Here is a 15,147-nt window from a genome sequence, read left to right on the forward strand (position 1 = left end):
TCCCTCTTGGATGCCAGCGCCGCCGTCGTAACACTCCGGCTGTAACGAAAGGCGCCTGAACTCATGAACAAATGCGTGAGAACCCGCCCATGAAGAGCTTTTTCGCTGTGAGGCCGGCGCTATGAAGGTGTTCGCCGAGATGTTCACCATCGCGCCGGGCAACAAGGACCACCAGGTTGCCTTCCGCTGCGCCGTGGGAGTCTTTGTTCCGCTGATCACGCTGGTGCTGCTGGACCGCCTGGATCTGGCAATCTTCGCTTCCTTCGGCGCCTTCACCGGCATCTACGGCCGCAACGAGCCGCACGCCAGGCGTCTGACCCTGCAGGTCCGCGGCGGCGGGCTGATGCTGCTGGTGATGTTCCTGGCCGCCCTCACCGCGCGGGTGGACGCCCTGGCCGGGCTGTCGGCGGCAGGCACCACCTGGGTCCTCGTGGTGGCCACCACCGTGATCGCGTGGGGCTGCTCCCTGGTTGTCGCGTGGTGGCGCCTGCGCCCCTCCGGTTCGCTGTTCCATATCTTCGCGTTCGCGGCCATCGCGTCAATCCCCAACCAGCCGCCGCTGTGGCAGGCCATGCTGGTGGCCGTCCTCACGGTGGCCTTCTCCCTGCTGCTCGGCCTGTCCTCGCGGGTGGCCCGGAGCCACCGGACCCCGTGGGTGAATCCGAGACCGGCGGCCCTCACTCCGCGGGAGAAACGCACCGCGTGGCATGAAAGCTGGGGTTACCTCGTGGCGGCAGGCCTGGCGGGAACGCTGGGAACCCTGGCCGGGGAATGGCTGGGCATTGGCCACAACTACTGGGCGATGGTGGCCGCCGTCGTTCCGCTGGTGGGCCACACCACCCGGCACCGCGTCAGCCGCGGCCTGCAGCGAATCGCGGGCACAGCCCTGGGGCTGGTGCTGCTCGCCGGCATCCTGCTCCTGCAGCCGACGCCCTGGCAGACGGTGCTGGTCATTGCCGCGTGCCAGTTCGGCGCCGAGATGTTCATCGCGCGCCAGTACATGCTGGCGCAGGTTTTCGTCACGCCGCTGGCCCTGACCTCGACGCTTCTCGTGGCACCCGTGCCGCCCGGCCTCCTGCTCCGCGACAGAATCGTCGAGACCATCATCGGCGCCGCCGTCGGCATCGCCGTCGTGCTGGCGCCCGGCGCGTGGCGCAAACTCAGGGGCCGCCGCGAGGCGCGGACCCCGGAGCGCTCCTAGGAGCGACTGACGGCTACGAGTGCCCGACGCTGGCGCCGGCGCGGGACACTGCCGGGACGGTCTGCGGGACGAAGGCGAGGGCGAGGACCGCCAGGACCGCGGCGGCGGCGAAAACATAGAAGCCCCACGGGTAGGCGATGCCGGCGGCCACCAGCGCGCCGGTGACGGCCGGGCCCATTATTGCCCCCAGCCGGCCCACGCCGGCGGCGAAGCCCAGGGCGGTGCCGCGCAGGCGGACGGGGAAGAGCTGGGTGACCCAGGCGTAGACCAGAACCTGGGAGCTGAAGACGAACACGCCGGTGACGAAGACGGCGGCATAGAGCACCACTTCGTTCTGGATCTGGACGCTGAGCGCGGCCAGGAACACGGCGGAGAGGCCAAACCAGAGCAGGACGATCTTCTTGGTCCCGTGCCGGTCGGCCAGGACGCCGGCGATCAGCAGGCCCACCACGGCGCCCACGTTCAGGACCAGGAGCAAGGCGAGGCCGGCGTTCAGGCTGTAACCGGCGGAGGCCATGAGCTGCGGCAGCCAGGTGTTCAGGCCGTAGACCAGCAGCAACCCCATGAAGGACGCCACGGCCACACCGGCCGCAATCAGCGGGTAGGGCTTGCGGCCCAAATCCCGGAAGCCGGCGCGTTCTTCCGCGGGCGCGGCCGCAGCCTGTGTGCGGGTCTGGCTGCCGGCCGGGGACTTGGCGGCCGCGGGGATGTGGTGGACCGGCGGGAGGGTCTCCGGAAGCTTGAACCACAGGAAGGGGACCAGGGCGAAGCCGGCCAGGCCGCCGGCCACGAACATGGTCCGCCAGCTTGGAATGACCATGAGGGCCAGGAACGCGGTGGCCACGGCACCGACGTGGTACCCGGTCATGGTCCGGGTGGTGGACTTTCCGGCCGTTCCGGCGGGTGCGTAGTCGTTCATGTAAGCCAGCGCGGCGGGCAGGCAGGCGCCCAGGCCCAGGCCCGCCAGCAGCCGGAACGTGCTGAACCACGCAACGTTGGGTGCGAAGACGACGGCGATCGTAAAGAGGGAGAACCACGCCACGCAGGCCACCAGCAGGTTCCGCCGGCCAAAGCGGTCCGAGAGCGGGGCGATGAAGAGCGCGCCGAGCCCCACACCCACCAGGGAGACGGTTGCGGCGAACGTCGCCCCAACGGCGTCGAAGCCAAGTTCCTGCGACTTGATGAGGGTCGGGATGACCGTGCCGAGCACCACCAGGTCAAAGCCGTCCAGCACCATGGCCAGCCAGCAGAGCCACACGGGCCACCGTGATTTCTCTCCCGATGACGACGACTTGTCCAATGACGACGTTGACATTGTTACCCCAGCGCTAGTGTTTAGGTGATTCCGTGCCCCGGCCGGTGTTCGCCGGGCCTCTTTCCATTGTGAGAGTTGTATCACCGGGCCGTGTTGCATGGGACACTTAAAACCATTCAACGGAAGGGATATGGTGGCCAACTCGAACTCCGGCGACTCGGTGGTGGACCGGGTCCTGCGGTTGATTGCCGCGTTCCCTGAAGGCGTCACGGCGCTGCCGCTCTCGGAGCTTGCCGCGAGGGCGGAGCTCCCCCTGACCACCGCGCACAGGCTCGTCCGGCAGTTGGCCGGGCATGGCCTGCTCGACGTCGGCCCCGGCGGCTCCGTCAGCCTGGGCCTGCGGCTCTGGGAGCTCGCCAACCGCAATTCCCCCACGCTCGAACTCCGCCATGCAGCCCTGCCCTTCATGGAAGACATCCAGCAGGTGCTGCATCAAAACGTGAACCTCGCGGTGCTGGACGGGCGGGAAGCGCTCTTTGTGGAGCGGCTGTCCCGCCGCGGCTCCGTCGCCAACCGGGCGCAGGTGGCCGGCCGGATGCCCGTGCACGTGTCCTCCGCCGGGCTGGTGCTCATGGCCAACCAGCCCCGCCCCGTCCAGGCCGAGTACCTCGAGGGATTCAGTGATCCGGCCGGCCGGCTGGCTCTGGAGGATCTCCGCGCCCTCCTTGGCGAGGCCGCCCATCGGGGCTATGCCCAGCTGGCCGGCGTCGTGGACCCTGACACGTGGGGGATCGCGGTTCCGGTGCTGGACCGCAGGAAGCACGCTGTGGCGGCCCTCGGCGTCGTCGTTCCCCTTCGCGAGGTGCGCCTGCAGGCGCTTGTTCCCGCCCTCCAGACGGCGGCGCGGGGGATCGGGCGGCGGCTGGGAGAGCCCCGCGAGAATCCAGTATTCCATTCAGCGGAATCCATGTAACGCGCATCACCCCCGGGGGAGCACACTGTTAGCCGGAAGACGAAAACGGCCCCGGCCCCGACCGCCCGGACCCCGCAACGAAGCGAGAAGCACATGGCACAGCGAAAAGTCATCACCACCCAGGTAGCCATCATCGGGGCCGGCCCGGCCGGACTCATGCTGTCCCACCTGCTGGCCAAGGCCGGCATCGAATCCACCGTCCTGGAGATCCGCAGCCACCAGGCGATCTCCGAGACGGTCCGTGCCGGCATCCTTGAGCACGGCTCGGTCAACATGCTCGTCGACAGCGGTGTCTCCGACCGCGTGCTGCGTGACGGCGACCGGCACGACGGAATCGAACTGCGTTTCAACGGCGAAAGCCACCGGATCGACTTCCAGGACCTCGTCGGGGAATCGGTGTGGCTGTACCCGCAGACGGACGTGTTCCTGGACCTCGCCGCACGCCGGAAGGCCGACGGCGGCGATGTCCGCTACGGCGTCACGGACACCACCATCCACGACATCGAAGCCAAGCCCAAGGTCTGGTTCACGGACGCGGACGGCGTCGAGTACGAGCTCCAGGCCGACTTCATCGCCGGCGCGGACGGCTCGCGCAGCCACTGCCGGTTCCAGATTCCCGAGGCGCACCGCAAGTGGTACTTCCACGAGTACCCCTTCGCCTGGTTCGGCATCCTGGCCGAGGCGCCGCGCAGCTCCGACGAGCTGATCTACGCCAACTCGGAGAACGGCTTCGCCCTGATCAGCCAGCGCACGGAGACGGTTCAGCGGATGTACTTCCAGTGCGACCCCAACGAGGACGTCAACAACTGGGATGAGGACCGCATCTGGGAGGCCTTCCGCAGCCGCGTCAACGGCAACGGATTCGAGGTCAAGGAAGGGCCCGTGATCGACAAGACGGTCCTGAAATTCCGCAGCTTTGTCCACGCCCCCATGCGGCACGGCAACCTGTTCCTCGCCGGAGACGCCGCGCACACGGTGCCGCCCACCGGGGCCAAGGGCCTGAACCTGGCGCTGCATGACGTCAAGGTCCTCTTCGAGGGATTCGACAGCTTCTACGCCACCGGCTCCGCCGCGCTCCTGGACGCCTACAGCGACCGCGCCCTGAACAGGGTGTGGAAGGCCCAGCAGTTCTCCTACTGGATGACTTCAATGCTGCACACCCCGGCCGGCGCCGATGATTTCTCCCGCGCCCGCCAGCTGGGCGAGCTCCAGTCCGTGGTGTCCTCCCGCCACGGCAGCGCCTACCTCGCGGAGGCCTACACCGGCTGGCCGGGGGCCCGCTAGACCGGCGGCCGGAATCCCGGCAGGGGGTTGATATTTCCATCGACAGGCCCAGGGGCCAGGACTAGCCTTGAACCGTCCCAGCACGACCCGACAAGGACGATGGAGAGGTGTCCGATAATGGGAACCGCAGAGAATGTTGAACTGGTCCGGCGGGGTTACACGGCCTTCAACGCAGGGGATATGGCGACCCTCAGCGACCTGTTCGCGGAGGACGCAGTCTGGCACGTTGCCGGAAGTGGCGTGCTATCCGGAACCAAACAGGGCCGCGACGCGATCCTGGCGTACTTCGGTGAACTGGGCGCGCGCACCCAAGGTCACTTCCAAGCCAACGTCGAGGACATCGTCGGCGGGGAAAACCACACGGTCGCGATCCAGCAAACCCACGGGGAAGCCAACGGCAAAACCCTGGACATGCCTACCGTCATCACGTTCGTGGTTCGCGACGGACAGATCGCGGAAGGGCGGGAGTTCTTCGAGGACACCGCCAAGGCAGACGACTTCTGGACCTGACCGAACAACCGCATGATCGGCCCCGCCCGCAGGCTGTTTCCATCATCGGCGGCGGCATCGCCGGGCTGGCTCTTGCAGCCCGGCTGGATCCCGCGCGTTTCGAGGTCACGGTCACCGAACAGCGGTCCGGGCTCCCGACCGTGGGGACATCCTTGGCCATGTGGCCCGCGGCCCAGCGCGCCCTCGGCGACTTGGGCATCCTGGACGCCGTCAGGGAGGCCAGCCCGGTGATCGACGGCATGACCGTCCGGGCGGCCTCCGGCATGGCATGGACATCAGCGCAGGCGACGGGGCTGATCGGCGTCTCCCGGGTTGATCTCGTCCGGCTCCTCGACGGTGCAGTCCCGGCCAGCGTGCGCCGGGTGTCCGGCCGCCTCGACGTCGTCCGACCCGGTCCTGCCGGCCTCCTGGTGGGCGCTGACGGTGTCCACAGCGCGGTGCGCCGCAGCTGCTGGGGTGCCCGCTCCGGTGCCCGGTACACCCGCTACCTCGCGGTCCGCGGCGTGGTTCCCGGATCGCTGTGGCGGGGGCACACGGGCGAATACTGGGGCCGCGGGCAGCTCTTCGGGATTGGTCCCGCGGCGGCCGGGACCAACTGGTACGCGGCGTTCCGCTCCGGGGCGGGACACGGAAGCCTCGACGTCGCCGCGGTCCTGGCGGAAACCCGCGCCCGCTACGCAGGCTACGCCCCGGGCATCCGCGACGTCCTGGCCGCTGCGGAACCGGAAACAACCCTGGTGCAGCGGATCTGGACGACGCCGCCGCTTGGCAGCTATGTCCGCGCCCGGGTGGCACTGCTCGGGGATGCCGCCCACGCGATGACACCCAACCTTGGCCGGGGTGCCTGCGAGGCGCTGGTCGATGCCGTGACCCTCGCGGCGCTGCTCAATACCCGGCCCGTGGACGAGGCGCTGGGCGCCTACAACCGGGCGCGCCACCTCCGCACGCAGGCGTTGCGGTGGGCGTCGTCGGCCGTGATGCGGCTGGCCCTGGCGGAGCGGGGCCAGCCTGTGCGGGACGCGCTGCTTGGCTTGGCTAGTCCTGGTCCAGGGTCTCGGTCAGATGGTGCGTTGGAATCCGGTCCCGGTCGTAGGTGATCTCGGTATAGCCGTGCGGCTCTGGCTTGCCGGACGGGCTCAGGTTCACGAAGACGATCTCATCAATGGTGAGGATGCTGCGGCGCGTGATCATGTTCCGGACTTCGGCCCGCATGGTCAGCGATGTCCGGCCGAAACGGGTCGCGGTCAGGCCCATTTCGATCAGGTCGCCCTGGACCGCGGAGCTGACGAAGTTGATTTCGGAGATGTATTTGGTGACGGCCCGGCCGTTGCCCAGCTGCAGGATGGCGTAGATGGCCGCCTCCTCGTCGATCCACTTCAGCAGGCTCCCGCCGAACAGGGTGCCGTTGGCGTTGAGGTCCTCGGGCCGCACCCATTTGCGGGTGCGGAAGGTGATGTCGGCCGATTCCATAGTGCGAGGTTAGCCGACTCCGTGACCGGCGGCGTTGTGTGACGCAGCCGGCCCGGGGCGGCGCGCGGCCTCACGCCATGGCGGTGTGCGCGGCGCTGTGCGAATCGATCGGCTTCGCGTAGCAGTACGAGTGCACCAGGCCGACATAAGGCCCAAAGTTCGGCACGGAAACGAAGCCCGAGTTCTCGTAGAACTGCCGGCCGTCGGTCTGCACCGAGCCGGCCTCCGCAGTCAGGGTGGTGATTCCCAGCGCGTGGGCGTGGGCTTCGAGGGCCGCGAGGATGGAGCTCGCCACTCCTGAGCCACGGGTGTAGGGCAGTACGTAGAGGCGTTTGATTTCAGCGGTGGTGGCGTCCAGCATGCGAAGGCCGCCGCAGCCCACCGGCTGGCCTGAGGCTTTGTCGTGCGCCACCAGGAACACCGCCGTGTCCGCTTCCGACGGCGGCGGGCCGGGTTCGTGGTCGGGCCGGCCGAAGCGGGCCTCGAGTTCCGCCTGCTGGGCTGCCCTCAGGTCCGCTCCGACGGGGTTCGCCCAAGTGACCTGACGGATGTTGAGCCGCGGGTTGGTCTGCATCACTGCCTCGATTCGCCGAAGTGTTATGCAGTCCAAGGCTAGGCACCAGCGGTTTCGGCTGTGTTTCCTGCCGGTAAGCGTCGCGAGAACTGTGGGCGGATGGCAGTGCAGTTGCGGCTTCCGGCTCGACTTTCCGGGTCGACGCGGCGACGGCCACAGCCTAGCGGCGCACTAGTGTCCGCAGGAGTTTCAGCGCCACGGAGATCGAGGCGATATCCACTTGGCCCGGTTTGGTCACTTCCGCGAAGGTGTCCTTGATCCGTGCCAGCTGCTCCTGGTGCCCGCGTTCCCAGGCCACGATGCGCTCCACGGCATCGGACGTGCCGGCGTCGGTGGCATTCAGGCCCTGGGTTGTCGCCATTACCGAGACGGTCATGTCGGCTACGGCGGAATACACATCGTCGCGCAGGGCTGCCCGCGCGAGAGACTCCCAGCGGCTCTGCCGGGGCAGGTCGGTGATGCTGAGCAGCAGGTTCGCGGCGCCGATGCGCTGGAACACCGCGTAGTACAGGTCAGCAATAGTGGGGATGGGTTCGCGCACCTGTTCGGAGATCAGGGAGATGTCCAGCAACCCGAAACTCTCCAACAGGTCCGAGGCGCGCAGGCCCAGCTCCCGGGGCATCCCCACGGCGGCCCAGTGCGCGAGTCTGTCTTCCACGCGGTCCAGGTCGGAGCCGCGGAGGTAGTCCAATGTTCGGGTCCGCAGCAGTTCCAGGGTGGGCATGATCCTGTCCACGGCCGCGGCCACGGGCTGGTCGCGATGGTCATGCGTCACGTACCATCGCGTGGCCCGGTCGAGGATCCGGCGCATGTGCAGCGTCGCCTCGGCGACGTGTTCGGTGGGATATCCGGCGGGGAGTGCGGCCAGCCGGGTGACGATCCACGGCAGGTCGTAGGCCTCGCGCGCCACCACAAAGGCCCTGGCAACGGCGGCGGCGGTGGCAGTGGTTTCCTCGATGGCACGGAAGGCGAAGGTGATTCCGCCGAGGTTGATCATGTCGTTGGCCACCACTGTGCACACGATCTGGCGGCGCAGCGGGTGGTCCGCCAGCTCTGCTTCAAAGCGTTCGGACAGCTGGCGTGGAAAATAGCCGCGGAGCACGCGCCGGAACCACGGGTCATCGGCAAGGTCGCTGGCGTTGAGCTCCGCTGCCAGTTCGATCTTTGCGTAGGCGGCCAGCACCGACAGTTCCGGCGCGGTCAGGCCCTTACCTGACCGCAGCCGTTCCCTGAGTTGTTCGTTGCTTGGCAGGCCCTCCAGCTTGCGGTCAAGGTCCGTGGCGTTCTCGAGCCAGTCCATGGTCCGTTCGAAGCCCGGGCTCCATTCCCGCACCAGGTGCCGGTCGTTGAAGAGCAGGACATTCTGGTCCGCGTTGTTGGCCAGCACAAGGCGGGCCACCTCGTCCGTGAGGGAATGCAGGAAGCCGGCGCGTTCCGGCGACGGCATCTTTCCCGCCGCGATCATCCGGTCCACGAAGATCTTGATGTTTACTTCATGATCCGAGCAGTCCACGCCGGCTGAATTATCGATGGCGTCGGTATTGAGCAGGACGCCTGCCAGGGCGGCCTCGATCCGTCCGAGCTGCGTGATTCCGAGGTTCCCGCCCTCGGCGATGATCTTCGCCCGCACCTCATTGCCGTTGACCCTGACGGGGTCGTTCGCCTTGTCGCCAACCCCGGTGTTGGCCTCTGATGAGGCCTTGATGTAAGTTCCGATGCCGCCGTTGTACAGCAGGTCCACGGGCGCCCGGAGGATGGCCTGAAGCAGAGCGTGTGGCGGCAGGGACACGGTGCCCGGTTCCAGGCCCAGAGAGCTCCTGACCTGTTCAGTGATGCTGATGGACTTGGCCCGGCGGGAATGGACACCACCGCCCTCGCTGATCAGTGCTGGATCGTAGTCCGCCCAAGATGAGCGGGGGAGGGCAAAGAGCCGCCGCCGTTCCTCGAACGAGGCCCCCGCATCCGGCGCCGGGTCAAGAAAGATGTGGCGGTGATCGAAAGCCGCCACCAGCCGGATGTGGCGGGAGAGGAGCATCCCGTTCCCAAAGACGTCGCCGCCCATATCGCCGATGCCGGCAACTGTGAAGTCCTCTGCCTGGCAGTCCATCCCGAGTTCGCGGAAATGCTGTTTCACCGATTCCCAGGCCCCGCGGGCCGTGATGCCCATCTGCTTATGGTCATAGCCCACGGTCCCGCCGGACGCGAAGGCATCGCCCAGCCAGAAGCCGTACTCCGCGGCCACCGCGTTCGCAGCGTCCGAAAATGACGCTGTTCCCTTGTCCGCCGCCACCACGAGGTAATAGTCGTCGACGTCGTGCCGCACCACTCGCGCCGGAGGCACCACTGTTTCGCCGTGGGCGGTGGTGACCAGGTTGTCGGTGATGTCCAGCAGCCCGCGGACGAAGGTCCGGTAGCATTCCAGGCCCTCCCTCAGCCAGGCGTCGCGGTCCATGGCCGGGTCCGGCAACTGTTTGGGATAGAAGCCGCCCTTGGCGCCGGTTGGCACTATCACCGAGTTCTTCACGTTCTGCGCCTTGACCAGGCCAAGGACCTCGGTGCGGAAATCCTCGCTCCGGTCGGACCAGCGCAGCCCGCCCCGGGCCAGTGCCCCGAAGCGCAGGTGGACGCCTTCCACGCGGGGCGAGTACACCCAGATTTCGTATTTGGGACGGGGAAGCGGGGCACCCGCGATCGCGGAAGGGTTCAGTTTGAAACTCAGGTGGGGCTTCGCTTGGAAGTAGTTAGTGCGGAGCGTGGATTCCACCAGGTTCATGAAGGTGCGCAGCAGCCGGTCGGCGTCGAGGACGGGAATGTCGTCGATCGCGGCCAGCAGATCCCTCCGAGCCGCGTCGGTGTCCCCGAACCGGCGTGCCGCCTCCAGCTCGGGATCGAACTTGGCCCTGAACAATGCCAGGAGCGCGTGGGTTGCCCGGACATTGACCAGCAGGGTATCGGCCATGAAGCCGTAGGAGGTCGTTGTGCCCAATTGCTGCAGGTACTTGGCATAGCTGCGCAGGATTGCCGCCTGGCGCCATTCGATGCCCTCCCGGAGGACGAGGCCGTCAAAGCGGTCCGATTCTGAGTCCCCACGCATGGCAGCTCCGAAGGCATCCCCCAGCAGCCCGCTGGTGCGGGACGGATCCACGCCGGCCGGGTAGCGGACGCCAAGGTCATAGAGGAACAAGGCCCGGTCCCTCCCGCGCACCACATCGAAGGGCCGTTGGTCCAACACCTCCAGTCCGAGGTTGTGGAAGAACGGCAGGATCCGCGTCAGGCTGTGGGCGGTGGTCAGGTAAAGCCGGATCCGTGCGTCTTCGGCCAGCGTCGGGGAGGCGTCGGTGCGGACATAAACGGCCAGCTGAGGATCGTTCAGCGGTCGCCCGCCCGTGCCGTCGAGATCGAACCGCTCGAACGTATTGATGTCCTCGACCGCGTCCTCGACCTCGAAATCAGCCCGGTAGCTGGCCGGGAAGGCGGCGGACCACAGCGCCGACAACCGGCTGGCCTCCGCCGACGGCAACCTGTCACGGAGCGCTTCGTCCAGGCCCTGGGCCCACGTCCGCGTTGCGCTGACAACGCTCCGCTCCACTTCAGCGGGATCGACGTCGGGCATCCCGCCGGCGGGCAACAGTATCCGGAAGAACACGCGGGCCATCGGGGATTCACTAAGCCTGACTTCGAACTCGAGCGAGGAGGACCAGAAAGCCTGTTTAAGCTCGTGTTCAATCCGGAGGCGGACGGCCGTGCTGTACCTGGCCCGGGGGAGGAACACCAGCGCGGTCATGAAGCGCCCGTAGCTGTCAGCGCGCAGGAACACCCGTGTCTGGTGGTGGGCCTGCAGGCGCAGGATCTCCCGGGCAAGCCCGGAAAGTTCATCCAGGTCCCGGTGGAACAGCTCGTCCAGGGGGAAGGACTCGAGGACGGTGAGGAGCTGCCTGCCAGGGTGGGAGGCCTCGGTGAAGCCGAAGCGCTCCTGGATGGCGCGTACCTTGTCCCGGATGACCGGGATGCGCCGCACGGACCGGCCCGTGGCGCCCGGGGCGAAAAGGCCCACAAACCTGACTTCTCCCGTGGCCTTCCCGGCGCTACCGAAGGTCCGGACGAGGATTTCATCCAAGTAAGCCGGACGGGGGACGGATGATCTCAGATCCGAAATGGAGATGGTGAGGACCTGCGAATGAGGCAGCCCCGTAACAGGCTGGCGGGCCTCCGGCCGCCCGTCCCTGAGCAGGCCCAGCCCCGCGCCGGGCAGCAACGACACAACATCCGGGCCCTCCGCCGTCGAGTATTCATATTCGCTGTATCCCAGAAACATGAAGTTGCCGCGGTCCAGCCAGCCCAGGAGCTCACCGAGCTGCTCCGGAGTCGGAACCGTGCCGGCGGGCAGCAGGTCCAAGGAGTTGATGGTGCGGGCGAGACGGGCGTGGATGGCTGGGGTGTCATCAGCGACCAACTGGACGTCCGCCAGGACACGCCGCACGTTGGCGATGAGCTCCGCGATGGCCCGTGACCCCGGCAGGCGGCCTATCTCTGCCGCCACCCACGTTTCGGATCTCCACCCCGGCGGGTCCTGGACCGTGCCGGTCGCCGCGGCGCCCGGGACGCCAGCAATTGGGCCCGTCGGTCCGGACTGCGAGGACCCATGCCGTACCTCCACCAACCGATCAGTCCGCGGATCCCGCCGCACCAGAAAATTGGGATGCACCAGTAACCGGATGGACTCGTTTTGGCGGGCCAGCTCCGCAGTAAGCGAATGGATCAGGTGCGGGATGGCGTCGGCAACCACCAGCAGGACGCTGGCGTCGCTTTCGTTCAGGATGTCGACGGCCGCCGTGCCCGCCGGACGGCCGTCCGCTAGTTCCGCATGGTGCCTGGAGCGCTGCTCCAGGTTTTCGGGACTGTAGCCTTGGAGGTCCTCCGGCGCAGCGTGCTCGTAGTACGCCGCGAGGAACTGTTCATCGAAGCCAGGGAAAACGCGGCCGGGCGCATGCCCCCGGTGTACCGATTTGCGTGACATGCCCCTGCGCCTCCACTGCGCGGGCTCAACCGCATGCCGCGGCCGACCATCCTGTCCCCACGCCTGTTTTCATCATCGCCGCGTTCCCGTGAGGAGTCCAGACCCGGTACGCCCCGCCGGGACGGCCGGTACGCCCGCCGGGGACGGACGGGCCCGCTACGCCGGACGGCCGGTGGGATCCTCCGCCGTCGGATCCGCCAGTGCCAGTCCGCCCACGGGACTGTCGTCCCAGTGGATGAGTTCCCAGCCGTTGGCGGGATCGCCTTCCAGCGCCACGATTCCGGTGTTGTCCAGCACGTGCCTGATGGCAAAGTCCGGTTCGATGTTGTCCGCACGCAGGCCGGCCCACACCCGGATGGCTGCGCCGTGGCTGACCACGGCCACGGATCCTGAGCCCCCCGCCCCGTTTGTCCGCGCCGCTATTTTGGCGATCGCGGCGTCGTAGCGCTCAAAGAAGTCCCGGCCGCTGGGACCGGCAGGCATCCGGCGGTCCAGCTCGCCGTCCGCCCACGAAAAAATGGTGCCGATGTACTGCTTGTGCGATTCGTGGTCCGTGCGCTTTTCCAGCGACCCGGCCTCGATCTCGTGAAGGCCCTCCAGCACCTCGGTTTCCAGCCCGTGCACCCGGGCGAGCGGTGCCGCTGTGATCTGGGTGCGAACCAGGGTGGAGGCGTACAGGGCAAGGATCCGCTCGTTCGCCAAGGCGCGGGACAACGTCTCGGCCTGACGCTCGCCGAGTTCGGTCAGCCCGGGCCCCGGGTGCGCCGTGTCCAGCTGGCCCAGCACATTGCCGGGCGTCTGGCCGTGCCGGATGAGCAGAAGCCTCACTTGAGGTGGTCCACCAGCTGGTCCGCGATGCCCGTGTACTTGCCCGGGGTCAGCGCCAGCAGGCGGGCTTCGGCGTCGGCGGACAGGCCGAGGCTCTGGACGAATTCCTGCATCCGGGCGGCATCCACGCGCTGTCCGCGGGTCAGGTCCTTGAGCCGCTCGTACGGGTTTTCCATGCCGTCGACGCCGGCGATGGCCTCGGCGCGCATGACCATCTGGATGGCCTCGCCGAGGACTTCCCAGTTGGTGTCCAGGTCCGCGGCCAGCACGTCCTCGGCAACCTTGAGCCGGTCCAGGCCCTTGGCAACGTTCGAGATGGCGAGCAGCGAGTGGCCGAACGCCACACCGATGTTGCGCTGCGAGGAGGAGTCGGTGAGATCGCGCTGCCAGCGGGAGGTTACCAGGGTGGAGCCGAGGACGTCCAGCAGGCCGGAGGAGATCTCGAGGTTGGCCTCGGCGTTTTCGAAACGGATCGGGTTCACCTTGTGCGGCATGGTTGAGGAGCCCGTGGCGCCTGCCACCGGGATCTGCACAAAGTACCCGATCGAGATGTAGCTCCAGATGTCGGTGCAGACGTTGTGCAGGATGCGGTTGAAACGCGCGACGTCGGCATAGAGTTCGGCCTGCCAGTCATGGCTTTCGATCTGCGTGGTCAGCGGGTTCCAGGTCAGGCCGAGGCCTTCGACGAAGCCCTTGGCGACGTGCTCCCAGTCGGCGCCCGGGACGGACGCGACGTGGGCGGCGTAGGTGCCGGTGGCGCCGTTGATCTTGCCGAGGTATTCGGTGCGGGCGATCCGGTCCAGCTGCCGGTTGAGCCGGTGCGCGATGACTGCCAGTTCCTTGCCCAGCGTGGTGGGCGTGGCGGGCTGGCCGTGGGTGCGGGAGAGCATCGGCACGGCGCGGTTGTCCCCGGCCATGGCGCTGATCTGGCCGACGAGGGCGCGGGCCGCAGGCAGCCACACGTCCTCCACGGCCCCCTTGATGCCCAGGGCGTAGGAGAGGTTGTTGATGTCTTCCGAGGTGCAGCCGAAGTGCACCATGGCGGTCAGGTGATCGATTCCGATGCCGGGCAGGCGGCGGCCGATGTAGTACTCCACGGCCTTGACATCGTGGACCGTAACGGCCTCGATCTCGGCGAGTTCGGTGACGGAGGCGGCGTCGAACTCCGTGACGATCGCACGCAGTTGCTCCTGTTGTTCCGCCGTGAGCGGTCCGGCCCCGGGCAGGACGCTGTTGCCGGTCAGGTGGATCAGCCACTCGACCTCCACAGCCACGCGGTCGCGGTTCAGGGCAGCCTCGGAAAGGTAGTCGACCAGCGGCGCGACGGCGGACTGGTAGCGGCCATCCAGCGGGCCGAGCGCGATCTGGTGGTCGGACGCGGCGAGGGCCAGGCGTCCGGACGGCGTGCGGGTATCAGCTGTGGCGGCAGTTTCAGGCATATGGCGATTCTTTCACGAAGTGCCGCCGGGCCTTAAGCGCCCCCGTCCTTATGACATTGCCGGATGACATTGCCGGATGACATTGCCGGCTGGCGGCGCATGGCGGTCCGGGACGTTGTCCACATAGCCGGGCGGCTCTCTTTAGCGGGCACAGGCCGCCCCGCTAGCGTCGGTTCATGGGCAGCTGGATGAGGCAGGTCACTGGGATGAGGCCGGGGTGAGGCCGGGATGAGGCCGGTCAACGGGATAGCACCGGGACCGGCGCGCAGTATGGCGGTGCAGGACATGGCGGTGCAGGACATGGCGGTACTTGGCGTGACGGCCGCCGACGCCCTTGAGTGCGCTTCGCGCAGTTATGAAGTCCAGCAGTTTGCTGCGCGCGTTGCGCGGTGCGCCGATGAGGCTGATGCGGTGCTCGCCGCCCTCGCCCGCCTTGAGCTGCAGTCGTGGCAGTCACCGGCCGGCCGCGCCTACCGTGTGGCCTTGTCCCTGCACGCGGCGGCGCTGCACCGAAGCCGGGATGCGCTGCTCGATGCTGTTGCCGTGGTGCTCCGGCATGCCCGGAACGTGGCGTAGCCCACGGACCAGATGGGACC

At 67.7% G+C, this 15,147-nt stretch carries 12 protein-coding genes; 6 read left to right on the forward strand and 6 right to left on the reverse strand.

Translation table 11 applies throughout. The features are described from left to right. Positions 1-121 precede the first annotated feature (121 nt). A complete protein-coding gene (locus tag AC1DHX_RS02420; RefSeq protein WP_476859612.1) occupies positions 122-1,201 on the forward strand; it encodes an FUSC family protein in 1,080 nt (359 codons plus the stop codon). A 13-nt stretch (positions 1,202-1,214) separates the two neighbouring features. On the opposite strand, the gene AC1DHX_RS02425 is transcribed toward AC1DHX_RS02420, so the two are convergent. Continuing rightward, on the reverse strand, positions 1,215-2,516 hold the full coding sequence (locus AC1DHX_RS02425; RefSeq protein ID WP_476859611.1) for an MFS transporter: 1,302 nt from the start codon (positions 2,514-2,516) through the stop codon (positions 1,215-1,217). A gap of 133 nt (positions 2,517-2,649) precedes the next feature. Here AC1DHX_RS02425 and AC1DHX_RS02430 point away from each other — a divergent pair, with 133 nt between their 5' ends. From AC1DHX_RS02430 to AC1DHX_RS02445, 4 genes are all read left to right on the forward strand, one after another. After that, complete coding sequence (locus AC1DHX_RS02430) at positions 2,650-3,429, forward strand: IclR family transcriptional regulator (protein ID WP_476859683.1); 780 nt, start codon at positions 2,650-2,652, stop codon at positions 3,427-3,429. A gap of 93 nt (positions 3,430-3,522) precedes the next feature. Then, entirely contained in the window at positions 3,523-4,713 is a 1,191-nt protein-coding gene (locus AC1DHX_RS02435) for a 4-hydroxybenzoate 3-monooxygenase (RefSeq protein ID WP_476859610.1), read from the forward strand. 117 nt (positions 4,714-4,830) lie between these two features. Continuing rightward, positions 4,831-5,223 (forward strand): nuclear transport factor 2 family protein, encoded by a 393-nt coding sequence (locus AC1DHX_RS02440; protein WP_043436380.1) that lies wholly within the window; start codon positions 4,831-4,833, stop codon positions 5,221-5,223. A 44-nt stretch (positions 5,224-5,267) separates the two neighbouring features. Further along, entirely contained in the window at positions 5,268-6,320 is a 1,053-nt protein-coding gene (locus AC1DHX_RS02445) for an FAD-dependent monooxygenase (RefSeq protein WP_476859682.1), read from the forward strand. Here AC1DHX_RS02445 and AC1DHX_RS02450 read toward each other — a convergent pair. From AC1DHX_RS02450 to purB, 5 genes are all read right to left on the reverse strand, one after another. Beyond that, complete coding sequence (locus tag AC1DHX_RS02450) at positions 6,259-6,693, reverse strand: acyl-CoA thioesterase (protein ID WP_079555099.1); 435 nt, start codon at positions 6,691-6,693, stop codon at positions 6,259-6,261. The two genes, AC1DHX_RS02445 and AC1DHX_RS02450, sit on opposite strands and share 62 nt — an antisense overlap. A gap of 70 nt (positions 6,694-6,763) precedes the next feature. Next, positions 6,764-7,267, reverse strand: coding sequence for a GNAT family N-acetyltransferase (locus AC1DHX_RS02455; RefSeq protein WP_043436378.1), 504 nt, complete (start codon positions 7,265-7,267; stop codon positions 6,764-6,766). Positions 7,268-7,427: 160 nt separating this feature from the next. After that, the gene (locus AC1DHX_RS02460) at positions 7,428-12,284 is read right to left on the reverse strand and encodes an NAD-glutamate dehydrogenase (protein WP_476859609.1); all 4,857 of its coding nucleotides are present in this window, start codon (positions 12,282-12,284) and stop codon (positions 7,428-7,430) included. 156 nt (positions 12,285-12,440) lie between these two features. Next, positions 12,441-13,112, reverse strand: a complete 672-nt coding sequence (locus AC1DHX_RS02465; protein WP_476859608.1) for a histidine phosphatase family protein — start codon at positions 13,110-13,112, stop codon at positions 12,441-12,443. Then, on the reverse strand, positions 13,109-14,551 hold the full coding sequence (gene purB, locus AC1DHX_RS02470; RefSeq protein ID WP_476851431.1) for an adenylosuccinate lyase: 1,443 nt from the start codon (positions 14,549-14,551) through the stop codon (positions 13,109-13,111). Before purB ends, AC1DHX_RS02465 begins: the two co-directional genes overlap by 4 nt. A gap of 270 nt (positions 14,552-14,821) precedes the next feature. On the opposite strand from purB, the gene AC1DHX_RS02475 reads away from it, so the two are divergent. Then, positions 14,822-15,127 (forward strand): hypothetical protein, encoded by a 306-nt coding sequence (locus AC1DHX_RS02475; RefSeq protein ID WP_476859607.1) that lies wholly within the window; start codon positions 14,822-14,824, stop codon positions 15,125-15,127. Positions 15,128-15,147 lie beyond the last annotated feature (20 nt).

The sequence above is a fragment of the Arthrobacter sp. 05N33_2 genome, assembly GCF_056397425.1.

Bases quoted from the DNA above. Each gene is read 5' to 3' on its own strand.
- AC1DHX_RS02450 (WP_079555099.1), bottom strand. From the start codon at position 6,693: ATGGAATCGGCCGACATCACCTTCCGCACCCGCAAATGGGTGCGGCCC.
- AC1DHX_RS02475 (WP_476859607.1), top strand. From the start codon at position 14,822: ATGGCGGTGCAGGACATGGCGGTGCAGGACATGGCGGTACTTGGCGTG.
- AC1DHX_RS02455 (WP_043436378.1), bottom strand. From the start codon at position 7,267: ATGCAGACCAACCCGCGGCTCAACATCCGTCAGGTCACTTGGGCGAAC.
- AC1DHX_RS02460 (WP_476859609.1), bottom strand. From the start codon at position 12,284: ATGTCACGCAAATCGGTACACCGGGGGCATGCGCCCGGCCGCGTTTTC.
- AC1DHX_RS02425 (WP_476859611.1), bottom strand. From the start codon at position 2,516: ATGTCAACGTCGTCATTGGACAAGTCGTCGTCATCGGGAGAGAAATCA.
- AC1DHX_RS02435 (WP_476859610.1), top strand. From the start codon at position 3,523: ATGGCACAGCGAAAAGTCATCACCACCCAGGTAGCCATCATCGGGGCC.
- AC1DHX_RS02440 (WP_043436380.1), top strand. From the start codon at position 4,831: ATGGGAACCGCAGAGAATGTTGAACTGGTCCGGCGGGGTTACACGGCC.
- purB (WP_476851431.1), bottom strand. From the start codon at position 14,551: ATGCCTGAAACTGCCGCCACAGCTGATACCCGCACGCCGTCCGGACGC.
- AC1DHX_RS02420 (WP_476859612.1), top strand. From the start codon at position 122: ATGAAGGTGTTCGCCGAGATGTTCACCATCGCGCCGGGCAACAAGGAC.